The sequence below is a fragment of the Pseudoalteromonas sp. McH1-42 genome, assembly GCF_022347845.1.
Classification (GTDB): domain Bacteria; phylum Pseudomonadota; class Gammaproteobacteria; order Enterobacterales; family Alteromonadaceae; genus Pseudoalteromonas; species Pseudoalteromonas rubra_D.
Map to the genome: position 1 here is coordinate 31832 of NZ_JAKRFU010000015.1, position 23231 is coordinate 55062.

Annotated in this window: 22 protein-coding genes and 1 tRNA gene; 2 read left to right on the forward strand and 21 right to left on the reverse strand. The window is 45.3% G+C overall.

Annotated elements, in window-relative coordinates; genetic code table 11:
• Positions 1 to 21: 21 nt before the first annotated feature.
• Positions 22 to 456, reverse strand: a complete 435-nt coding sequence (locus tag MHN31_RS14620; RefSeq protein WP_239444591.1) for an AAA family ATPase — start codon at positions 454 to 456, stop codon at positions 22 to 24.
• 361 nt (positions 457 to 817) lie between these two features.
• Here MHN31_RS14620 and asnS point away from each other — a divergent pair, with 361 nt between their 5' ends.
• On the forward strand, positions 818 to 2215 hold the full coding sequence (asnS, locus tag MHN31_RS14625; RefSeq protein ID WP_010384545.1) for an asparagine--tRNA ligase: 1398 nt from the start codon (positions 818 to 820) through the stop codon (positions 2213 to 2215).
• 53 nt (positions 2216 to 2268) lie between these two features.
• Here asnS and MHN31_RS14630 read toward each other — a convergent pair whose 3' ends face one another.
• The 4 genes from MHN31_RS14630 to MHN31_RS14645 form a co-directional block, all read right to left on the reverse strand.
• Positions 2269 to 3489: a glycoside hydrolase family 18 protein gene (locus MHN31_RS14630; protein WP_239444592.1), complete on the reverse strand. Its 1221-nt coding sequence runs from the start codon at positions 3487 to 3489 to the stop codon at positions 2269 to 2271.
• A gap of 147 nt (positions 3490 to 3636) precedes the next feature.
• Positions 3637 to 4218 carry a cytochrome P460 family protein gene (locus tag MHN31_RS14635; RefSeq protein WP_239444593.1) on the reverse strand — a complete coding sequence of 194 codons (582 nt, stop codon included), beginning with the start codon at positions 4216 to 4218 and terminating at the stop codon, positions 3637 to 3639.
• Between the two features lie 10 nt (positions 4219 to 4228).
• Positions 4229 to 4834 (reverse strand): hypothetical protein, encoded by a 606-nt coding sequence (locus MHN31_RS14640; RefSeq protein ID WP_010384540.1) that lies wholly within the window; start codon positions 4832 to 4834, stop codon positions 4229 to 4231.
• Positions 4835 to 4847: 13 nt separating this feature from the next.
• Positions 4848 to 5840: a cytochrome c peroxidase gene (locus MHN31_RS14645; RefSeq protein ID WP_239444594.1), complete on the reverse strand. Its 993-nt coding sequence runs from the start codon at positions 5838 to 5840 to the stop codon at positions 4848 to 4850.
• A gap of 169 nt (positions 5841 to 6009) precedes the next feature.
• Here MHN31_RS14645 and MHN31_RS14650 point away from each other — a divergent pair, with 169 nt between their 5' ends.
• Positions 6010 to 8430 (forward strand): methyl-accepting chemotaxis protein, encoded by a 2421-nt coding sequence (locus MHN31_RS14650; protein WP_239444595.1) that lies wholly within the window; start codon positions 6010 to 6012, stop codon positions 8428 to 8430.
• Between the two features lie 113 nt (positions 8431 to 8543).
• Here the strand turns inward: MHN31_RS14650 and MHN31_RS14655 are convergent, their stop codons facing one another.
• The 16 genes from MHN31_RS14655 to gyrA all read right to left on the reverse strand — a co-directional run bounded on the left by MHN31_RS14655 (position 8544) and on the right by gyrA (position 23089).
• Complete coding sequence (locus tag MHN31_RS14655) at positions 8544 to 8852, reverse strand: hypothetical protein (RefSeq protein ID WP_049865358.1); 309 nt, start codon at positions 8850 to 8852, stop codon at positions 8544 to 8546.
• Between the two features lie 57 nt (positions 8853 to 8909).
• Entirely contained in the window at positions 8910 to 9527 is a 618-nt protein-coding gene (locus MHN31_RS14660; RefSeq protein ID WP_049865357.1) for an FKBP-type peptidyl-prolyl cis-trans isomerase, read from the reverse strand.
• Positions 9528 to 9700: 173 nt separating this feature from the next.
• Positions 9701 to 10069: a hypothetical protein gene (locus MHN31_RS14665; RefSeq protein WP_138536007.1), complete on the reverse strand. Its 369-nt coding sequence runs from the start codon at positions 10067 to 10069 to the stop codon at positions 9701 to 9703.
• 51 nt (positions 10070 to 10120) lie between these two features.
• Positions 10121 to 10211 (reverse strand) — tRNA-Ser (locus MHN31_RS14670).
• A 130-nt stretch (positions 10212 to 10341) separates the two neighbouring features.
• Entirely contained in the window at positions 10342 to 10713 is a 372-nt protein-coding gene (locus MHN31_RS14675; protein ID WP_125559690.1) for a hypothetical protein, read from the reverse strand.
• 184 nt (positions 10714 to 10897) lie between these two features.
• Positions 10898 to 11335 carry a nucleoside deaminase gene (locus tag MHN31_RS14680; protein ID WP_125559692.1) on the reverse strand — a complete coding sequence of 146 codons (438 nt, stop codon included), beginning with the start codon at positions 11333 to 11335 and terminating at the stop codon, positions 10898 to 10900.
• 509 nt (positions 11336 to 11844) lie between these two features.
• On the reverse strand, positions 11845 to 12258 hold the full coding sequence (locus MHN31_RS14685; RefSeq protein ID WP_239444596.1) for a hypothetical protein: 414 nt from the start codon (positions 12256 to 12258) through the stop codon (positions 11845 to 11847).
• A gap of 445 nt (positions 12259 to 12703) precedes the next feature.
• On the reverse strand, positions 12704 to 13414 hold the full coding sequence (gene pyrF, locus MHN31_RS14690; protein WP_125559696.1) for an orotidine-5'-phosphate decarboxylase: 711 nt from the start codon (positions 13412 to 13414) through the stop codon (positions 12704 to 12706).
• A 35-nt stretch (positions 13415 to 13449) separates the two neighbouring features.
• Positions 13450 to 14613, reverse strand: coding sequence for a lipopolysaccharide assembly protein LapB (gene lapB / locus MHN31_RS14695; protein ID WP_239444597.1), 1164 nt, complete (start codon positions 14611 to 14613; stop codon positions 13450 to 13452).
• Entirely contained in the window at positions 14610 to 14873 is a 264-nt protein-coding gene (locus MHN31_RS14700; protein ID WP_082225503.1) for a lipopolysaccharide assembly protein LapA domain-containing protein, read from the reverse strand. The genes lapB and MHN31_RS14700 overlap by 4 nt, the downstream gene beginning before the upstream one ends.
• Before the next feature lie 15 nt (positions 14874 to 14888).
• Positions 14889 to 15179, reverse strand: coding sequence for an integration host factor subunit beta (gene ihfB, locus MHN31_RS14705; RefSeq protein ID WP_010384523.1), 291 nt, complete (start codon positions 15177 to 15179; stop codon positions 14889 to 14891).
• A 58-nt stretch (positions 15180 to 15237) separates the two neighbouring features.
• Positions 15238 to 16905, reverse strand: coding sequence for a 30S ribosomal protein S1 (gene rpsA / locus MHN31_RS14710; RefSeq protein WP_010384522.1), 1668 nt, complete (start codon positions 16903 to 16905; stop codon positions 15238 to 15240).
• Positions 16906 to 17000: 95 nt separating this feature from the next.
• Positions 17001 to 17708 (reverse strand): (d)CMP kinase, encoded by a 708-nt coding sequence (gene cmk, locus MHN31_RS14715; protein WP_125559702.1) that lies wholly within the window; start codon positions 17706 to 17708, stop codon positions 17001 to 17003.
• Positions 17709 to 17922: 214 nt separating this feature from the next.
• Complete coding sequence (gene aroA, locus MHN31_RS14720; RefSeq protein WP_125559704.1) at positions 17923 to 19200, reverse strand: 3-phosphoshikimate 1-carboxyvinyltransferase; 1278 nt, start codon at positions 19198 to 19200, stop codon at positions 17923 to 17925.
• Entirely contained in the window at positions 19200 to 20282 is a 1083-nt protein-coding gene (serC, locus tag MHN31_RS14725; protein ID WP_125559706.1) for a 3-phosphoserine/phosphohydroxythreonine transaminase, read from the reverse strand. The genes aroA and serC overlap by 1 nt, the downstream gene beginning before the upstream one ends.
• 143 nt (positions 20283 to 20425) lie before the next feature.
• Entirely contained in the window at positions 20426 to 23089 is a 2664-nt protein-coding gene (gyrA, locus tag MHN31_RS14730; RefSeq protein WP_239444598.1) for a DNA topoisomerase (ATP-hydrolyzing) subunit A, read from the reverse strand.
• Positions 23090 to 23231: the final 142 nt, after the last annotated feature.

The following is a 23231-nucleotide window of genomic DNA, read 5'->3' on the forward strand; positions in this document are numbered from 1 at the left end:
TTAATAACCCATTGTTTTTGGTTACCATTCGAACATATACGCCATTTTGCTGATAGTTCTCAGAGCGACGCCATGTGTGTTGCGTTTGGCATATAAATGCTGCATCGACTTATCTTTGACTTCGCCAACAATCACTTCTTTTACCTGATATCCCATCGCCTGTGCAGCACTGGCATAGGCCACAAACTCCCAGCGTTTAATATTAGGGTTATCAGCTATCACCAGCGGGATCCCCTCAGCCATCGCATTAATAAAGCGTGCCAGATTCAGATTATGATATTCCGGTAACCTGAACTTCTCAAAATGGTACTCGCCTTGCTCATTATGAAAGTAATCATCTGTTGCACAAATGACAAATTGTGTCTCATCGCCTGCCACCAGCTCGTCTGCCAGCGCATAGGCGTAATGTGTTTTCCCAGAGCCAGGTAATCCCCGTAATATAAATGCCTGTTTCATCTATTGAACGACTTATATCCAGTTTTTCTTAGTAGTAGAGTGACATAATGCCATAATTTTCGCATTTAAGTAATTCATCAAGTACCTGCAAGCTGTTTTTTAGTATCGAATCACCAAACTACTCTCTATCTCCGGGAAGAATCAGCTCAAATGGTCAATTATCGAACTCACATCCCCTGTCAGTTGCCATTGGGTGTAAAAAAGCCCAAAGAAATTGCCTTACTCTGGCATTTGATGGTTTTTTTATGTGTCTATCGCAGGTAAGATACGACATAGCTGACTGCGCAAAAAGCGTGGTCATGGCAGTGAGTTAAACAACACACGCAACAGACTAATTATAAATAATCATTTTGGAGTAAAGATGAGCCACACAGCGATAACGGAGCTACTAGCAGGCACCGTTGCGGTAGACAGCCAGGTTACTGTAAAAGGCTGGATCCGTACACGACGCGATTCAAAAGCAGGTATTTCATTCCTAGCCGTCCATGACGGTTCTTGTTTCGATCCTATTCAAGCCGTAGTCCCTAATTCGCTTAATAATTATGAAGAAGTGACTCGTCTTACCGCAGGCTGCTCTGTAGCCGTTACCGGCGTTCTGGTTGCCTCTGAAGGTCAGGGTCAGGCATTTGAAATTCAGGCTAACAAGGTTGAAGTACTGGGCTGGGTTGAAAATCCGGATACCTATCCAATGGCCGCTAAGCGTCACAGTATCGAGTATCTTCGTGAGCATGCTCACCTGCGTCCGCGCACTAACGTAATTGGTGCAGTTACCCGTGTTCGTAACTGCCTGTCACAGGCTATCCACCGTTTCTTCCACGAGCGTGGCTACATGTGGATCAGTACGCCTATCATCACGGCAAGTGACTGTGAAGGTGCCGGTGAAATGTTCCGTGTTTCTACACTGGATATGCAAAATCTGCCACGTACAGACAAAGGTGACATCGATTACAGCGAAGATTTCTTCGGTAAAGAAGCCTTTTTGACTGTATCTGGTCAGCTAAACGGTGAAACCTATGCCAGCGCAATGTCAAAGATTTATACTTTTGGCCCAACATTCCGTGCTGAAAACTCCAATACATCACGCCACCTGGCTGAGTTCTGGATGGTTGAGCCAGAAGTTGCTTTTGCCGATCTGGACGACATCGCCGCCCTTGCTGAAGATATGCTGAAATATGCCTTTAAGGCCGTATTGGATGAGCGCCGTGATGACATGGAGTTCTTTGCCCAGCGTATTGAAAAGCAGGCTATCACGCGTCTTGAGTCATTTATCGACAAAGACTTTGCACAGGTTGACTATACCGATGCTATCGAGATCCTGAAAAACTGTGGTAAGAAGTTTGAATTCCCGGTTGACTGGGGCGTCGATCTGCAATCAGAGCACGAACGTTACCTGGCCGAGGAACACTTTAATGCGCCAGTCGTTATCAAAAACTACCCGCGCGACATTAAAGCCTTCTACATGCGTCAGAATGAAGACGGAAAAACCGTTGCAGCGATGGACGTTGTAGCACCGGGTATTGGCGAGATAATTGGTGGTTCTCAGCGTGAAGAGCGCCTTGATGTTCTGGATCAGCGCCTTGAAGAAATGGGTCTGGATAAAGAGGATTACAGCTGGTACCGCGACCTGCGTAAATACGGCACTGTGCCACACTCGGGCTTTGGTCTAGGTTTTGAGCGTTTAGTTGCTTACGTAACGGGTATGGGCAACGTCCGTGACGTTATCGCCTTCCCGCGCACAAAAGGCAGTGCAACCTACTAATCTTATTGAGTGTTAAAAAGCCCCTTTAGGGGCTTTTTTATATAAGCTGAACCTTATCGGGCTGCCACATAATTCTGACATGTACCCAATTCAGTATATCTGTGAGCATGACCCTCAGTCATAGGTGCAACACCATGTAATGGACCACCATTGACACGCCAGTTTTTCCCTTCAAAACTCACAACATCCCCTGTTTGGTAAACACTGGGGTATGGTTGCCAGGCGTCACTACAAGGCTGACACTTAGGTAGCACCTCGCCAATGGCATCTAACAACTTATTCTTGTCACCGCGTGCGTCCTGATGGAGTTCCCAGATAAAAATGCCAGGATAGCCATTGTCGGCAACAAATTGCGACTTTGTGCGAACCAATTCAGGGGTTTCCCAAAAGTGCAGATAATTATCCATTTCATAAAAGCCCGCGTTGTAGTCCACACCTACCCCATCAACAAAGGTTTCTACAATCTCACGCGCTGTGTACGTTATCACCGGGCCACTGACGCCATCAGGGAATGATTTGTTATAAAAAGGGATCCCCAGACTGGTTTTACTCACGTCGTACTTAGTGATCATGCTCTGGCTCCATTGCGCAGGATTCACCAGACCATCATGGATATACGACCAGGCTGCGTGATGGTTTTTCGGTGAGCCACCCCAGCCTCCGGTGTAGTCGTAGGCCATAAAGCGAATATAATCGGCATGCTCATCCAGATCTGGATGAAAATTAATGCCAGACCAGCCTCCAGCCTGAACATCTACGCTCACTTCAAGGTGTGCGGGTAATGCAGCTCTGAGGTCTTTGACCAGATTAAGCAAATAACCACTCTCAACCGGGTTTGGCTGGTTGTAGGTACTCCAGTCTTCCCAGTCGACATCGATACCGTCCAGGTTGTGTAGCTCAGCGTAAGCAACCAGGTTTGTTACCAGATTCGCTCTTGCCTGTTCGTCCATTGACAGGAAGTCAACCCCGGCACCGCCGACTGAAATCATTACACCGGTATTGTTAGCGTGCGCGTGTGCCACAATGTCATCAATATAGCGGTCGGCCTCAAGCGTGTTCAGCGTACCATCGGCATTAGGATAGGCAAATGCCACTATAATATGAGTGAGTTTATCAGTGGCCAGATCCTGAACATCCAGCTGACCACCCGCAGGATAATCCCAGGTGGAGTAAAAGCCTTCCACCCTTGGGCAAAATGAATCTTGTGCCCAGGCCGCCTGCGTTGACAGACCAGATATAGCTACAGCTAAAGTTAGACAGGTTTTCTTAAACATAACGTGCTCCATGTTGTATAAATATTAAACACAACAAATATCACGTTAACAAAAAATTTAAAAATGAAGATTTATAATAATGCCTTGCACCCGGGCGCATACTTATACACATTTTAGTGCGCCCTTGTCAGTGTAATATTCAATAATTCACTTACTCTTTGAATAGAAGTTCGCAAAAATGTAATCCCGCTCTTTGATACTTTCGTGGCAGCTGGCACACACTTTTTGTATCGCACTATCCGTGCCTTTACCCGCTAGCAGTACTTTACCTTGCTTATCGAACTGCACATATTCCCAATCACCGTGTGTAGGCGAGTAGCCTGGCTGACGTTTAATCATCATAGTGATTGTCAGAGCTTCGTGGGGCGACCCCGACTGAGAGGAAAAATTCTCTTTTAAAACAATCGTGCCCGGTGAGTAGGGCTTAAAGTTAGGCACAGGCTCTTCTTCGTCTTCATCCTCATCGTAATCCTGGTAGAGCCGCAAATACTCCAGATAGTTGCTTTCATACACTCTGACATCTTTATTCAGAAACACGACGATAAATTGCTGCCAATGTAATCCTGAGTGTTCAAACCCCGTTACGCGTGTCCAGTCTGTACGGTAATCGCTCAACTCAGCCTGATACTGTGGCGGTATTTTAAAGGGGTAAACCCCAAATGGATCTGCAATGACCTGGCCTGATGCAGCAATAAGACCAGCCGTCAGCGATAGCAAAACGCGTTTCATACGCTGCGCCTTATTTTAAAGTTAAACTTAAGTTGGCTCTGAGTTTTCCCTTGTACATCACTTCTACCGACTTTGCTTCTCCAGGAGAAAGCGTAACCTCGACCGGCTCATATTTAGGAATTTGTAACACAAACGTGCTGGCAGATCCGGCGTCTAAGTCGATTTTATAAGTTTTTTGTTTTTTCGTGAAAGGCAGTACCTGGTATGTGTCAGAATTCACGTTGGCAATGTAACTGCGCATTTTTGGGTGGATTTTGCACCCAATACGAGTCAGTGTATTTTCTGACCAATCAGCAGACACTTTGGTTGTCTGACCCTGATTCATTAAACCCACATCAAATTTCACACCTGAATTGGGATCATTGGCAAAAATATTATGCTGAAATTCATCTGAGTTTTTAAAGGTGATCTCACCATTTTTACCAACCACAACCACTTTTTTGTCGAACACCTTATTCGCCTGGTCTAGTTCAGCAGCTTTAGGCCCTGCCCCGTTTTTCGCATACAAAATACCTGCAAAAGGCGGCTTTTTAACAAAAGTAAGTTCACCGGTTAATGTGGCAGCCTGTGCGTTAAAAACCATGCACAGGCCCAGCGCTAGCATACGTTTAATCATGGTGTTTTTTCCTTTATTGAGGAATGATTGGTCGTTGGATCACAACGGGATCGGTCAACGCGGCCATAAAGGCAACCAAATCCGCCTTTTCCTGAGTTGATAGGTTGAGTGGCACAATGAGCGGGCTTACATTTTTTGTGCCCACAGCCCCCTTGTCATAGTGATCCACGACCTCTTCGAGCGTGCCCAATGAACCATCGTGCATATAAGGTGCACTCATAATAATATTTCTTAAACCTGGGGTTTTAAATGCCCCTTTGAATTGCGCACTTTTGTCCAGTTCGAAACGTCCGTTATCTTTATTATCTATTCCGATATTATGGAAGCTATCGTCTGTAAAATTTTCACCATCATGGCATTTGGTACACCTCCCCTTGCCGACAAAGACACTTAAGCCCCTGATTGCTGAAGGTGACATAGCAAATTTATTGCCCGCCAGATATTGGTCAAAGGGCGAGTTATCACTGATGATGGTTCTTTCAAAGGCGGCGATGGCCCGGCCGACATTTTCAAAAGAAATCTCGCCATAAATTTGCGCAAACTCGTCCCGATAGAACTTAACGTCTTTTAAACGCTTGACCACATCTTTGGGGGTCATTTGCATTTCCATATCAGATACCAGAGGCCCCAAAGCTTGTTCTTCCAAAGAAGCGGCTCTGCCGTCCCAGAAGAAAGTGACAGACCAGGCCAGGTTATACAAGTGCGGCGCATTTCGACCCAAGATATTTCCCCCACTACCAATGCCTTTGGCCAGACCGTCACTGAACCCCAGTTCAGGGTTATGGCACGTTGCACAAGACTGATTATGGTGCCGCGAAAGCCGGGTATCATAGAATAGCGTTTTGCCCAACAGGATCTCTCTATCGCTTGGCTCCTCATCATCCGGGTACTCAATGTCATCTTTATCGGGAGTGCCTAGCCCCCCTATGTTCACATCAACGTTGGCCCCTGCTTTCACGCTGGCTATGCAAATTGCTGCAATCAAAACCACTTTCAACGTGCTCATTTTCCCCCCTTCAACAACAAAGTTAAGGTTAATTTTTGAACTACAGCAAGGATTGACTATATTTTTCGATAATGCAAAAAAATAAACCCTATCACGCAACACCTGTTATATGAGTATTGCCTTATCAGCCAAGGCAGTTTCTTCGTGCTAGTTTATTAAGTGAGAACAGATGGATATATCACGCATCGTGCCAAGTATCGCGATACAAATGTTAATTGCATTTGGTATCATCACGTCGCTCGGTATCTTCAGTAATTTTTTCGTCTACCTGAATACAGGCTCTATCGGACAAAGCTTTACGCAATTTTCATCGGTGTCATTACCGCTGGTGAAAGCGAATTCAGATTTAAGAATGGCGATACTAGAAACTCAGATTTCTTTGAAAGAACAAATCATCACAGGAAACAGCCCCGAAGAAAGACGCAACTCCATCGCAGCCAGGCAAGCAGCCTGGAACAATATCGACAAGCACTTTGCGCAATTACAAGCACTGGCGCAGCAAACCGGCTTTGAAAATCGCATTTTAGGTACCATTGAACAAAACCTGCGCCTACTGAATTCCGAGCAACAAGTTGTCTCCGATATTAGTAATACTGTAGACAACGAGCCCGCAGTCAAAATTCTGGTCACCCAGGCCATTCCGCTGGCTGAGTCTATGGTGGGGCTGTTATCAGAGCTCATAGAGTCCGAGCTTGAAGAAGATCCCGACGAAGAGCGTATGGAGCTGTTTAAGCTCCTGGTTGACTCGAAAATGAGTTTTGCAACCGCGATCTCCGAGTTACGCGCCTTCCTGTTAACAAGAGAACAAAAAAACATAGACGGTTTCGATCAAGCCTGGTTTGTAAACAGCGATGCATTTGTCGCCATTTTGGATGATTACGAAGAGTTGTTCAGTGAAGCTCAACTGATGAAATGGAGCGCTTATAGTGAAGAGCGGGAAAAAATTGCGCCACTGACGATTTTAGCCTTTGAGAAACAAGCAAGTCCGGACGCAAACTTCGCCACCAAGCACTTACGCGAAGTGATTTCTCCGTTGACTAAACAAATCTTTGCGCAACTCAATGAACTAAACTCACATGTTGCTCAGGTATCTGCAAATGGGATTACCACCGTTGAAACCGCACTCAGCGATATGTTTATCGTCATTACAATCGCTTCCCTGATCACAGTGATTATTGCCAGTTCAATCAGTCTGCTGTTCAGTAACAAGCTCAAACAACGTATCCAATTGCTGCTGGAGCGAGCGCAAAATATTTCCGTCGGGAACTTTCAGACCAAAGAAAGCTACTTCTCAATGCACCATAAGGATGAATTAAATCAACTTTCGGAAAGCTTTAATCATATGACACTGTCGTTGTCTTCGACTATTTCAACAGTCCGACGGCAGTCAAGGCAGGTTGGACATTCAGCGCACCAGGTTGCAGCAATTGCGACCGAAATCAGCTCCGTCGCGAAAAGCGAAAATGACGGTTACAACCAGGTGATGCAGGTTATTGACTGTTTTATGGAGCTGCTGCACGAGTCAAGTAACGCCATAGAACAAAGCAAGGGCGTCCTGGACCAGGCCAGGCAGGAAGCCGACTCAGGGATCGCTGCTGTAAACAGTAATTTAGAAGAAATGAACAGGACAGTCGAAGTCGTTGAGGTTGCCTCCAAAGAAGTCGGAGAGTTACAGTCTGCCAGTGAGCAAATCGAAGCGGTAACAGATGCTATTTCAACAGTCGCAGATCAAACGGCACTGATCGCACTGAACGCCGCGATTGAAGCAGCCAGGGCTGGAGAACAAGGCAGAGGCTTTGCGGTTGTCGCCGATGAGGTCAGAAGCCTGGCAAAGCGCACAGCCGCCTCCACTGATGAAATCAGACAGGTCATTACACAACTACTGACTAAAGTGTCGGATGTCATCAATTTAATGACTAATATCATAGAGCAGGTCAATATTAGTAAAACGCGCTCTGACGAAAGTGGCCAGGCACTGAAAGCCATGACCCTGACGATTGACAGGATAGTCTCCGCCAATGAGCAAATCGCCGATCGGTCAAACCGTCAAAGTGATCAGATGATTGAAATGCAGCTGAAACTTCAGCACTTGTTTGCATCGCTCCAGCAAAATGCAGAAAAAGCCCAAATGGTCTCTATGATTGGCGGGGATTTATATCAGACGTCAGAGTTGGTCAATAACTTAATGGACAGCTTCTTCTTCGATGAAGATAAAGACTCCTATATTCAGCAACAGCACGAGAAAAGGCGCTCGGACAGAGTTGAAGCAAAAATAAAACTAAACATTGAAACAGGTGATCAGATCTATTCAACGATTACCCGGGAATTAAGCTGTGTTGGTTGTGGCGTTATTTTGAGTCAGCAGCTGAACCAGGAGCTGGATATTAACAGTACCGTAGTCCTGACCCTGTACGAACCAAAGAAAAATTACTCCGAATATATGCAACAGCAGCCACTAAAAATACCAGCCAAAGTAATCAGAAAAGAAGATCGCTCAGATGAACATGCCTACTATGGCTTAGAGTTCGATGTACGAGATGCTAACCAGGCTAAAGTATTGGAACAACTGTACGCATTTTTTGATGAGTAACGAAAAAATGTCGTAGTAGAGGCGATTTGTCTATTGACCCTAATGCAGTATCTCACAAGCTCTTGTATTGATTGTGGACACTGCTCAAAAAATCGTAAAAGAGGCTACATGCTTTAGTCATATACCTTCATATTTACTAGCTTATAAGCATTTCTGTAAGGGTAACCCGTCTGACAGTCACCAGCACCATTGGCCCAGACCTTCTTTCCGGACATTTGTGCTGCTAGTAGCATAGAAAATAGCGCCTTTTCATACTCAGAGCTCAGCGGCAGATAGTAACGTGAACCACAACTAGAGTTTGGTTTGCTAAAATCAACTAAAATGATGTTGTTAGCGCCTGACAGCGTAACGGTACCAGACGTTTCCTTAGAAGCGAGTACAAGGTTAGGTAAGAGCAAAAGTAGTAGTAATAGTTTTTTCATGGTTATCTCCTTTAAATATAAAAGAGGCTGCTAAACTAAGCAGCCTTAGTACTGAAATTAAAGAACTTCCAGTAATTCAACATCAAAGATCAGAGTTGAGAATGGTGCAATTGAAGCACCAGCACCACGCTCGCCGTAAGCAAGGTCATGCGGTACATATAGACGCCACTTAGAGCCAACAGGCATTAGCTGTAGTGCTTCAGTCCAGCCTTTGATTACGCCGTTTACCGGGAATTCAGCTGGCTGACCACGCTCGTAAGAGCTATCAAATACGGTGCCGTTGATCAGTGTGCCATGGTAGTGAACACGAACTGTAGAATCAGCAGCTGGCTTGTCGCCCTCACCGGTTTCGATTACTTCGTACTGCAGACCAGACTCAGTTACAGTGATTTCAGCGCGCTTTGCATTTTCTTCCAGGAATGCAGTGCCTTCAGCAGCCAGTACTTTGGCTTCTTCTTCACGACGCTTTTGAATTTCTGCATTGATTTTTTCGAATGCAGCCTGGATCTCAGGGATTTCTACACGGAATGCTTCACCGGCGTAGGCATCTTTCATACCTTCGAATACCGAGTTCAGGTTCAAACCTTCAAATGGGTTAGACTTAAGCTGTTCACCCATTTGCAAACCAATACCATAACTTGCCTTTTCAGCATCTGTGTTGAATAAATCTGACATATTAGATCCACTTATTTATCAGTTTAAAAGAAGCGGCAGTGTATCACAGCGTACTGATGACTAACAGGGAGGTGAATAACTTTATAAAACAGCGCGCAAAGGCGCTGTCAGTCAGTTCAGTGGAAAGGCCACACTTACCATGCAACCTCACAGCTTGATTGGATAGCCTAGTCTTACTGGGCTTTATTTTGGTTTTTAAGCTTAAACTCTCTGACGATGAAAGTCGCAAACGGTAAGCTCAATGTCAACCCAATGATTAATTCGTTGCTATAGCCTGCGAGCCGCTCTGTAAAATAACAACCGAAACCTACGACCCCAAACGCAGCAATCACCACACTGGCAATCATAGGCAGCAGCTTTTCGTATTTAGTGATGATATGACCAACTAACAAGTTAAAAGCGAAGGTATATAGCAAAGTAATCCAGATGCTGGGATACGCTTGCCCATCAATTGCCAAAACCAAAGCTGCCTGCAAGCCGCTCAAATAGAAAAAACTAAAGATCACCCATAACGAACTATGAATAACAACCTGTTTAGTCATCACTGCCTCCGAACGAAAAAAACCGCCGTATAGGCGGTTTTGGGAATGAGGTGGCGGAGAGATAGGGATTTGAACCCTAGATACGCTATTAACGTATGCCGGTTTTCAAGACCGGTGCTTTCAACCACTCAGCCATCTCTCCGTTGTTGGCGCGCATTCTATGGTGCCAGGATAAAAAAGTAAAGCCCTAATTCAGCTTTTTGCAAAACTCACTGGCTAAATGGCTACCTTTTATACATCGAAGGGACATCAGCAGGGTTATTGCTCGCGCATCAATAGTACTGCTTGGGTCTTCTGGCGACCCAGGCGCCTATGACACTTAGCCCAACACACATAAGTATCACTAATGCCATATCAACAATACCTTGTGTCGGATCTATCACCGGGTGAAGGTTTTCCAACAACACAGGGATAACTGACATAACAGCAACACAACTGAGCACTTTAAACGCGCGACTAAAATCAAAGCGTCGACTATAACTCATCCAACTGGTTAAAATGAGCAGGAAACAGGCAGGTGATAACAGCGCCAACCAAACTTCACTAATGTGAGGTAACATAATGCCTGTTGAAATACACCCTAATACACCCCAAACAATCCAGGTCCACCAATTCTCCCGCTCTTTCAAAAATAGATTGCCCATTACTATTCTTCTTATAATTGTGTTCTGAGACTGCCAGACAATAGCCTAACAAAGATTCAGGTCACAAAACAACCGCAGGACGAATAATTCGTGCACTAAGTTCCCCTTTTAATGACATGTATCATTATATTGCTCCTCGCACACTAATGAATGATGTATCTACTTAGTTTCATGTGCCAAAAACTCACTCTCCAATATCTTCATTCCACAGTTCTGGGCGGGTTTTAATAAATTCATCCATCATTTCGATACATTCAGCGTCCTGGCGGACTTCGAGCTTAACGCCATGCTCTGCAAGCAAGGTCTCGCTACCCATAAAGTTCTTGTTTTCACCAATCACAACATTGGGAATGCCATACAACAAGATTGTCCCGGAGCACATGGGGCACGGTGACAGGGTCGTATATAAAGTGCACTCTTTATAAACTGATGCACTTAGGCGACCGGCATTTTCCAACGCATCCATTTCACCATGCAAGACGGTGCTCCCCTTCTGCACCCTCTGATTATGCCCACGCCCGATTATCTGACCTTTGTGAACCAGGACAGAGCCGATCGGGATCCCACCTGTACCAAGCCCTTTCTTCGCTTCTTCAATTGCCGCAGCTAAAAACTTATCCATCATTGTACTCCTGATGTTGGCTATACCAATCCGCATAAATCAGATATCAGTCCAAAAAAGAAAACCTGTCGCTTTGATGCCACACGCAGTGTTCTGTACTCAATGAGACCATAACGCTCCACAAGGACTGGCCATTATTCTGGCTCGTTCAGTCATATCCAGATTGCTGTTACTCGGTTTAAAAGCTGTGCAGCTAACACAGCATCATTTAAACTAGCACTCAATTGAGGATAAAATAAGAATAACCCAGTCCAGATTATGCCAATTTGCTTAATTATGTGATCTATTTTGAGGAGAGAAAATAGGGTCAATAACACCGCTCCCGCGGCCTGCTATCGCTGAGGCACCTACATTCCTATAGGCGAGGCAAAAATTTGCGAACTCATACCTTAGTAAAGGTTCTAAATGAGAAGTTTTTAACGCTGTTAGCATCCTATTTGCTCCCTCAAATAGACCAGGTGTTAAGTGAAATTGGTATTAATCCCCGTGACTGCTAGGCTGCATCCCAGTTACCTGGGAGCCTGGTACCTGTAAGCTTGGTTAAGCTGCTGAGCTTGCAAATCATTTATTACACCCTGCTTATTCAATACAGCAATGATTGAACCCGGCTTACGAGCCAAGGTAACAGCGATTTTATCAATCTCTACGTTCCCTTTATATTGCTCAAGTACCTGCTTTATATCGTCGTCAGACCAAGGTAAGCCGTAATTCTCGGGCAATCCTTTATCCAGGTTGTCCTGTTGTTTTTGAGCCAGGGTTTTCTTTACCTTTTTCGGTTTTGGCTGCCACTGTAAAGACTGGAAAAGTGCTCTGATCACATCGGGATGGTTATACGGCGACTGTGCGGGCAGGATTTCTCCTGTGATAGGGTCAATGCCATTGGCGAGGCCATATACTATACTGGTAACTTGTTGCTGGTCCATATCTGCTCCTTGATTTAAAAAATAACAATGCGTCAACTTCCTGTAATACCAATTTGCTTAATTAAGTGATCTATTTTGAGGCGAGAAAATAGGGTCGAAAACACCGCTCCCGCGTCCTGCTACCGCTGAGGCACCTACATCCCTATAGGCGAGGCAAAAATTTGTGAACCTATGTCTAAGGTATAAGGTTCTAAATGAGAAATTTTTAACGCTGTTAGCGTCCTATTTGCTCCTTCAAATAGACCAAGTATTAAGTGAAATTGGTATAATAATATCAGTGTAGCAGGCTTGTCTGAGTTAGGTTATTTTTCCGCTAATGCGTACCGTTCCAACAAGGTTTAAGAAGCAAAAAGTGAGAGTGGAAAGTATTACTGCAACCGAGTCCAATTAATTTAGGTTGCAAGACCAGCTAGCTGGCACAAGCTGGTCTGAAATAAGACGAAGTTTACAAACCCTTAATTGATTCGTTGATAGCGCTCAGAGCCTCAACTGGATCAGCGGCCTGAGTGATTGGTCGGCCAACAACAAGATAATCACTGCCCGACTTTATCGCCAGTTCCGGCGTCATGATCCGCTTCTGATCTCCTGCATCACTGCCTGCAGGTCTTATTCCTGGTGTTACTAAACAAAAGTCACTGCCCAATTCAGCCTTAAGTGTTTGCGCTTCCTGTGCTGAACAGACAACGCCATCGAGGCCAGACTCTTTAGCAAGCTTCGCTAAATAAACCACCTGCTCCTGAGGGGTCTTATCTACACCGAGTTTGCTCAGTTGTGCCTGATCCATACTGGTCAACACGGTGACCGCAATCAGCAGAGGTGCTTTATCACCATAGGCTTCCAGAGCTTGTTTCGCTTTGCTCATCATTTCAGTGCCACCGCTGGCGTGTACATTGACCATCCACACACCTAGCTCTGCAGCAGCTGTGACCGCCTTCGCAACTGTATTTGGAATGTCGTGAAACTTCAAATCAAGAAACACGTCAAACCCTTTGTCAATAAGCTTAGAGACAAACTGAGGGCCGAAATAGGTAAACATTTCCTTTCCGACTTTTAAACGACATTCATCAGGAGAAAGCTGGGATACAAACGCCAGCGCAGCAGCTTCATTGTCGTAATCCAGTGCAATTAGCACCTTTTTCATTTCTGTGTTTGACATAGTTGATCTATTTCGCCTTATAAAATATCGATGTTTTAATACCCGTCCACACCCTGACTTGGCAAAATAGATTCCCAAGACTTACAGGAGGGACATAACCAATAAAGTTTATGACTGGTAAACCCACAATTGCGGCACTGGTAGTCTGGCTTTGTTTCAACGTAGGCAGAGACCAGATTGTCGACTTCATTTAATACCGACTGAAACTTATCCTGCCTTGTGGCAAGCAGCTTTAATAGAAAACTGAACCCTCGGATTGAAGGTTCCCGCTTTAAACTGTCAGTGAGATAATCCACAGCTTGCTGAGTATGCCCCGCTTCCACCAACCCCTCGCAATGCTTTATTTTTACCAGTACACCACTGGTTTTCAGCAAATCGTTGACCAGCGTATGGAACTCATGCTCGATATTGAGACGCTGATAACAGACATGCAAATCTTGCAGCACTAGAGGAATGGCACAGGGAAACTGTGAAACCAGCTTACGCCAGTAATAAATGGCTTTAACATTATCTTCTTTGCTAAGCGCATCATGCCCTAATTCATACAGCGGCCTGATCGTCGTTCTCGGCAACTTAAGTGCGCGCTCCAGGTAATCAGTGAGATAATCTGAGGTTTCTTGCTCAGAAGCCTGATTTTCAAGTGCAGCTTCACAATAAAAGTTAGCAATTGCAGCACAGTAAATTTGTTCGGTAAATAGCTCGGCGTGACTCTCATACATATTCACACCCTTTTGCCATTCCCGGGTTTGCGAATAAAGTTGTATAATGGGCGTCAACGCCTCTTCATAGTCCGCTTTAACTAACGCAACCAAATGCTCCTCAGCGCTGTCTAGTAATCCCGCCATAATATAATCTTCAGCGAGAGCCAACTTACAGGACTGGATGACCTGTATGTCCAGGCTAGGTTGTTTAAGAAGCAATTCATGGATTCGGATGGCTCGGTCGAGCTCACCTCTTTTGCGGAATAAGGTGGCGAGTATGAGGTAGTGCTCAACAGAATCAGCACTCACCTCTAGTAACTTAATCAGGTGTTCAAGGCCCTGATCTTCTTCTCTATCTAAAAGAAACTTTAACCCTTTGCTGTATTCTGAGGTAATTTTCCGGTTTTGTTCATGGGCTTGATTTTTAGCACTGTTTTTCCCCATGACATAGCCATAAGCAGCTGCTACCGGAAGCAATAGGAAAAGTAACTCAATCATTTACTGCTTTGCGCTTGTATCGATTGATTAACTCTCTGCTGTTGGCGAATTTGCCTCTTTAACTGTGTTATCTTGCCAATGCTCAGTAACAGCCCTAGCACTAAACCAAATACAACACATAAGCTTATTAAACTGGCCAACGGTACCTCTGAACTGGCGATGATATAGTCAACTTTTACTATGGCTGGATTTTGAGTACCCAACACAAAAGCGATTATCACCAGTATCAAAAATAATCCTTTTCTTACTACCTGGATCAAACGTTACCTCATTAATCAGTTTTCTAGACTGGCGTTCACGCGGTCACGAAGCTCTTTACCAGGCTTAAAGTGAGGTACGTACTTCCCATCCAGCTCAACGGTTTCACCTGTTTTCGGGTTACGACCAGTACGAGGTGAGCGATAGTGGAGAGAAAAGCTGCCAAAGCCGCGGATTTCGATACGATCTGAGCTTGAAAGTGAACCTGCCATCTGCTCTAAAATCTCTTTTACCGCATTCTCAACGTCTTTGACTGGGACGTGAATATGTTGCTCAGCAAGTTTTTCGATTAGTTCTGACTTTGTCATAGCGTTTCCTTTAGATAAAAAAGAAGGGCAAAAGTGCCCTTCTATTCAAGACTGAATATTAGTCTTTTTGAGCGTTTTTGAAAGCTGCAGCCATTGCATTTTCAAATGCTGGCTCTTCTTTCTTCAGCTTCTCAAGCGCTTCTTTCTCTTCAGCTTCGAAGATAGCTTTAACAGATAGGCTGATAGTACGGTTCTTACGATCAACACCTACGAATTTAGCTTCAATCTCGTCGCCTGCAGAAACAACGCTAGTTGCGTCTTCGATGCGCTCTTGTGCGATGTCAGCAACACGGATGTAACCTTCAACGCCTTCGATAAGCTCAACAGTTGCGCCTTTCGCGTCAACGTCTGTCACTTTACCTTTAACAATAGCACCTTTTTTGTTTGCGTCTAGGTAGTTATTGAAAGGATCAGCTTCGATTTGCTTAACGCCTAGTGAGATGCGCTCACGCTCTGGGTCAACCTGAAGAACGATTGCAGAGATCTCGTCGCCTTTCTTGTATTCACGTACAGCTTCTTCGCCAGGCGTGTTCCAAGAAATGTCAGACAGGTGTACAAGACCGTCGATACCACCGTCAAGACCGATGAAGATACCGAAATCAGTGATAGACTTGATCTTACCAGTAACTTGGTCGCCTTTGTTCTGTAGACGAGCAAATTCCTGCCAAGGGTTAGCTTTACACTGCTTAAGACCAAGAGAAATACGACGACGCTCTTCGTCGATTTCAAGAACCATAACTTCAACAGTGTCACCTAGTGAAACAACTTTTGAAGGGTGGATGTTCTTGTTAGTCCAGTCCATTTCAGACACGTGTACCAGACCTTCTACGCCTTCTTCGATTTCAACGAAACAACCGTAGTCAGTTAGGTTAGTAACACGACCAGTTAGCTTAGCGCCTTCTGGGTAACGACCAGCGATAGCTGCCCAAGGATCTTCACCAAGTTGCTTAAGACCTAGAGAAACACGAGTCTTCTCTTTGTCGAACTTAAGAACTTTAACAGCGATCTCGTCACCAACATTTACGATTTCACTTGGGTGCTTAACGCGCTTCCAAGCCATGTCAGTGATGTGAAGTAGACCGTCAACACCGCCCAGATCTACGAACGCACCGTAATCTGTAAGGTTCTTAACGATACCTTTAACTTCTTGACCTTCAACAAGGTTAGCCAGCAGCTCTTCACGCTCTTGTGAGTTTTCAGACTCGATAACAGCACGACGAGAAACAACTACGTTGTTACGCTTCTGGTCAAGCTTGATTACTTTGAACTCAAGCTCTTTACCTTCAAGGTGTGTTGTGTCACGTACTGGACGAACGTCAACAAGTGAACCAGGTAGGAATGCACGGATTGAATCAACTTCAACAGTGAAACCACCTTTAACTTTACCATTGATGATACCAACAACAGTTTCTTGTTCTTCACAAGCTTTCTCAAGGCGGATCCAAGCTTCATGACGCTTCGCTTTCTCACGAGAAAGGATAGTTTCACCGAAACCATCTTCGATTGCGTCAAGTGCAACATCTACTTCGTCGCCAACTGCAACTTCTAGTTCACCAGCAGCATTTTTGAATTGCTCTGCAGGGATTGCACTTTCAGACTTAAGGCCAGCATCAACAAGAACAATGTTGTTCTCGATTGAAATAACAGTACCTTTAACGATAGAGCCTTGCTCTGCTTCAAAACCCTTTAGGCTTTCTTCAAATAACTGCGCAAAATTTTCTGACATACTAAATACGTCTCATAAATAAACATTCCAATTAGCAACCATGCTGCATGGGGTGGTTAATATAACGTCGGCCTCCTGCCAACGCAGTAAAAAATCTAGCTTGATGCAGGTAACTTGCCGGCAGCAATGGTGTCCTGCACTAACGTAGTGACTTTCGTAAACACCTGTTCCGCATCTAATTCCGTTGTATCGAGTACGATAGCATCGTGTGCCGGCACCAAAGGCGCGACCTTACGGTTCATATCTCGATCATCACGAGCTTCAATCTCGATTAAAAGACCATCTAGTGTAACATCCAGCCCTTTATCCTTCAACTCCAGATAACGACGTCTTGCACGTTCTTGCGCGCTGGCTGTTAAATAAATTTTTAGTTCAGCTTGAGGGAAAACAACCGTTCCCATATCTCTGCCGTCCGCGATCAGACCTCTTTCACTACGAAAAGCCCTCTGACGACGCAACAAAGCTTCACGAACCCGAGGTAATGCAGCGATTTTAGACGCTGCTGCACCGACCTCTTCATTGCGGATCGTGTGAGTGACGTCCTCACCTTCAAGGATCACTTTAATTTTTTTCGTCACACCGTCTATCGGAAACTGAACGTCCAAATTCGCGGCGAGAGGTACTAAAGCCTCTTCGTTATCGAGTGCAATATGATGATGAATAGCAGCTAAAGACAAAACGCGGTAAATTGCACCACTATCCAACACGTCCCAATCAAGCTTCTCAGCTAATAAACGACAAACCGTTCCTTTGCCCGAGCCGCTTGGGCCGTCTACGGTGATTACTGGCATGACAGCCTGCATTTAAACCTCCCGAAATGCACACCAAAAATTAACTGCGGTATTATACGCAAGTTTACTGAATAGATCCTTATTGACATGTAACTTTTTGTTTGATTAAAAATTTACGCAAAGAAGCAGGCAAGAACCAAAAGCGCAGGCAGCTAGACTAAACGGACGCTGCCTGCCATTGGCCGACTACAAGCTTTGTAGGTTACCCCACAAGAACCGACAGCCGTTATTGACTGACTGAAGAGAGAACCTCAAAGTAAGTCGGGAAGGTTTTAGCGGTACAGCCAGGATCATTAATGATCACATCGACACCACCCACGGCCACCATAGAAAAACACATCGCAATACGGTGATCGTTATAAGTATCAATTTCTGCCAGGTTAAAAGTCTCAGGTGGTGTGATTTCAATGAAATCATGCCCCTCTGTCACCTCTGCACCGATTTTTTTAAGTTCTGTTGCCATGGCATACAAGCGATCGGTTTCTTTGACACGCCAGTTGTAAATATTACGGATGGCCGTTTTTCCCTTAGCAAACAAAGCTACAGTTGCCAGTGTCATTGCGGCATCCGGGATCGCATTAGCATCAATATCCACCCCGTTTAATTCCCCTTTGCGAACAACGAGTTTTTCATCATGCCAGTCAATATCAGCGCCTACCTGCTCCATCACAGAAGCAAACCCTATGTCGCCCTGAACACTCTTGCGTCCAACACCATTAATTTCAATTTCACCGCCAGCGATGGCTGCTGCTGCAATAAAGTAAGACGCCGATGATGCATCACCTTCTACCATGATACTGCCCGGAGAAACATAACCTTGCTGCCCTTTAACATGAAACACCTGGTAGTTATCATGACTAACAGTAACGCCAAACTGCGCCATAACACCGAGTGTAATGTCAATATAGGGCTTTGAAACCAACTCCCCTTTAATTCGAATTGTGCTGTCCTTAACAAACAAAGGCGCAGCCATCAGTAATGCGGTTAAAAACTGACTTGATATGCTACCGTCAATTTCTACTTCGCCGCCCTCAATTGCATCGCCATTAATCTGTAACGGTGGGTAATCCTTATTTTTTAGATATTTGATATCGGCGCCCAGTGCATGTAACGCATCGACCAGGTGACCAATGGGTCGCTCTTCCATTCTAGGTTCACCAATCAATGTAAATTGCCCCTGACTTGCCGCTAGTACAGCTGTGAGTGGTCTGAAAGCAGTGCCAGCATTGCCCAAAAATAAAGCTTCAGATGGTGTTTTGAAGCGCCCGCCTTGGCCGTAAACACGAGCTGACGTTTTGTCTTCGTTCAACTCAACATTGACGCCCATCTCAGAAAGCGCAAGGAGCATGTGGCGTATATCGTCACTGTCGAGCAAATTATTCACTTGTGTAACACCATCGCACAACGCGGCTAGCAGTAACACACGGTTTGACAAGCTTTTCGAGCCTGGCAGCGTGACACTGCCATTTACTTTGTCTATGGCGCTTAGTCTAAGCTGTTCCATTAGCTGTTCTCCTTGGCAAATTTCTCCATAAACGCAATCAATGCTTTAATGCCTTCAATTGGCATAGCGTTGTATATACTGGCACGCATGCCTCCTACGAAGCGGTGACCTTCCAAAGCAATCAAACCATTGTCCTCGGCTTGTGCCAAAAACTGCTCGTTTAAAGATTCATCATGCAACCAAAACGGTACATTCATCAAAGAACGACAATGTTTAGCCACCTTGTTCAGATAGAATGACGAACCATCAATGTAATCATATAAAAGCGCGGCTTTTTCTTTGTTATGCGCTTCCATGGCTTTGACGCCACCAATTGATTCAAGATATTTGAATACTTCAGCAGCCAGGTACCAGGCAAAAGTAGGTGGCGTGTTGTACATACTCTGCTGTTTTGCTTCGATTGCGTAGTCTAGGATGGCGGGTCTTGGCAGGCCCTCACGCTCAAGCAATGTCTTACGCACAATCGCAATGCTCAAGCCTGACGGACCAATATTTTTCTGCGCCCCGGCATAAATTAAATCAAAATCGTCAACGTTCATTTCGCGCGACAAAATATTTGATGACATGTCTGCAACGATCGGCGCGGTTGGATGCTTAGGCACTTCAAACAACTCAATACCATCAATTGTTTCATTAGGACAGTAATGAATAAATGCTGCATTTTCAGGTAGGTTCCACTGTGAAACAGGCAAGACATCAAAGGTACCATCCTGATCCCGGCGAATGTCAATAGACTCTACCTGAGTAAACTTTTGGCCTTCTTTCGTTGCACCGCAGGACCAAATTCCGTTCTCGATGTATACGCCGGGCGCGTCGTCCTGATGCAGGTTTAGCGGAACCGCGGCAAAATGGCCTCGACCTCCCCCATGCATAAACAGAACTTCAAACTCATCCGAAATATTCATCAGACGACGCAAGCTCGCCTCACATTCTCGCGCCAGTTCTAAAAACGGCGCAGAACGGTGACTGATCTCCATCACAGAGACCCCTAAATTTTGCCAGTTAATAAATTCTTGTTGGGCTTTTTTCATAACAGCAGGTGGCAACATCGCCGGTCCTGCACAAAAGTTATAAACGCTCATAGTTTCCTCATTCCAGTTTTTATACTGCACCAGGCAGTGTACTATTTATTTTTAACGGGCACACACTGTGTGATGTTACGTGCCCTGAATATACCTCGGAGAATAAAAAAGCGGCCTAAGCCGCTTTTTTAAATTGAACCAGATTACTCTGGCGCCTGTTCATCAGTATCAGGCGTTTCAACAAGCTCTGCTTCCCCTTCCAGGGTGTCGTCGATTTCGATCTCTTCGATACGTTGTAAACCAACTACCTGCTCGTCGTCAACCGTTCTGATCAGGATAACCCCCTGGGTGTTACGCCCTACCGTTGAGACCTCATTGACGCGAGTACGAACTAGGGTACCACGGTTCGAAATCAGCATGATCTCGTCGTTATCTTGCACCTGTACTGCACCAACAACTCGGCCATTACGATCTGTAACTTTAATCGAAACAACCCCTTGCGTTGCGCGGCTCTTAGCCGGGTACTCTTCAAGCGGTGTGCGCTTACCATAACCATTTTCAGTTACAGTCAGAATAGCGCCGTCGTTCTTAGGTACAATCAATGACACCACTTTGACGTCATCCGGCATCTTTATACCACGTACACCGGTTGCTGTACGACCCATAGGACGCAGCGCCAGCATTTCTTCACCCGTTTCAGGGTCAATCTTCACTTCACCGGTCTCTGAGTCGCGCAGCTTTTCATTAAAGCGTACAACTTTACCATGATCAGTGAACAACATGATGTCGTTATTACCATCTGTGATGTCAGCACCAATCAGGTTGTCACCGTCATTCAGATTAATGGCAATAATACCGCTTGCACGTTGACGACTGTATGCGGTTAACGGTGTCTTCTTGACAACACCATTGGCGGTAGCCATCAGGACAAACTTATCATCTTCGTACTGTTTGACCGGCAATATAGTGGTGATACGTTCATCCGCTTCAAGCGGTAATAAGTTTACTATCGGCTTACCACGCGCGGCACGAGATGCCAGTGGCAACTGGTACACTTTCAACCAGTACAAACGTCCTGAGGTTGAGAAACACAAAATTGTATCGTGAGTATTTGCAACCAGCAGACGTTCAATGAAGTCTTCATCTTTCATCTTAGTTGCGGCTTTACCCTTACCACCACGACGCTGTGCTTCGTAATCAGACAGAGGCTGATACTTTACATAACCTTCGTGAGACAAGGTGACAACCACGTCTTCTTCGTTTATCAGATCTTCCAGGCTAATGTCATGTGCAGCTGCAGAAATCTCTGTACGGCGCTCGTCACCATAGTTTTCTTTGATCTCAGCCAATTCGTCGCGGATCACTTCCATCAGACGATCAGGTGAAGACAAAATCAAGAGTAATTCTGCAATGAGATCCAGTAACTCTTGATATTCGCCAAGGATCTTTTCGTGCTCCAAGCCTGTTAGCTTGTGTAAGCGTAAATCAAGAATAGCCTGGGCCTGTTGTTCAGACAGGTAGTACTGGCCATCACGGATCCCCAGCTCAGCATCAAGCCAGTCTGGACGCGCGACATTTTCTTCACCAGCACGCTCAAGCATTGGGCGCACTGAACCCAACTCCCACGGACGAGACGTCAATGCAGCCTTCGCTTCTGCTGGAGTCGGTGACTTACGGATAAGCTCAATGATTGGGTCAATATTGGCTAGCGCAATTGCCAGACCTTCCAGCGTGTGTGCGCGATCGCGAGCTTTGCGCAAGTCGTATACAGTACGGCGAGTTACAACTTCACGACGGTGGACAATAAAGGCCTCAAGCATTTCTTTGAGGTTGAAACACTTCGGCTGATTGTTGTCCAGCGCAACCATGTTGATACCAAACACAGTTTGTAGCTGAGTCTGAGCATACAGGTTGTTCAGTACCACTTCGCCCACTTCACCACGCTTGATCTCAATAACAATACGCATACCGTCTTTGTCAGACTCATCACGTAGTGCACTGATCCCTTCTACCTTTTTGTCTTTCACCAGCTCCGCGATTTTTTCAATCAAGCGTGCTTTGTTGACCTGATATGGGATCTCGTTAACGATGATGGTTTCTTTACCGGTTTTTTCATCGGTTTCGATTTCAGCACGGGCACGGATATATACTTTACCGCGACCGGTTTTGTATGCTTGCTCGATACCTTTCTTACCATTAATGATAGCCGCAGTCGGGAAATCAGGTCCCGGAATATAATCAATTAGCTCATCGATAGTAATATCTGGATTTTGGATCACAGCCAGACAGCCATTGATCACTTCAGTCAGGTTATGAGGTGGGATGTTTGTCGCCATACCAACCGCGATACCCGAAGAACCATTAACCAGCAGATTAGGTACTTTTGTTGGTAACACGTCAGGAATTTGCTCAGTGCCATCATAGTTTGGCACATAATCTACGGTTTCTTTGTCCAGATCAGCCAGCAGCTCATGAGACATTTTTGCCATACGTACTTCGGTATAACGCATCGCAGCCGCAGAGTCTCCGTCGACTGAACCAAAGTTACCCTGGCCATCCACCAGCATATAACGTAATGAAAACGGCTGAGCCATACGAACAATGGTGTCGTAAACTGCGCTATCACCGTGTGGGTGGTATTTACCGATCACGTCGCCCACAACACGGGCTGATTTCTTATAAGGTTTGTTCCAGTCGTTACGCAACTCGTTCATCGCGAATAGCACGCGACGATGCACAGGCTTCAGGCCATCACGGACGTCAGGTAAAGCACGTCCAACGATGACGCTCATCGCGTAATCAAGATAGGAATTTTTCAATTCGTCTTCGATATTGACCGGGAGGATTTCATTGGCAAGATCAGTCATTTAATACCACTTTCCTTCAGAGTCTTTTCCTTTTGTGTCACACTATAGACATCAAAAGGTTCAATTATTATTAGTTCGACTGAGGATACTATCATAGTTTCTGGGCTAATGCAGTGGCTAAATGACTCGGAAATTTCATCCA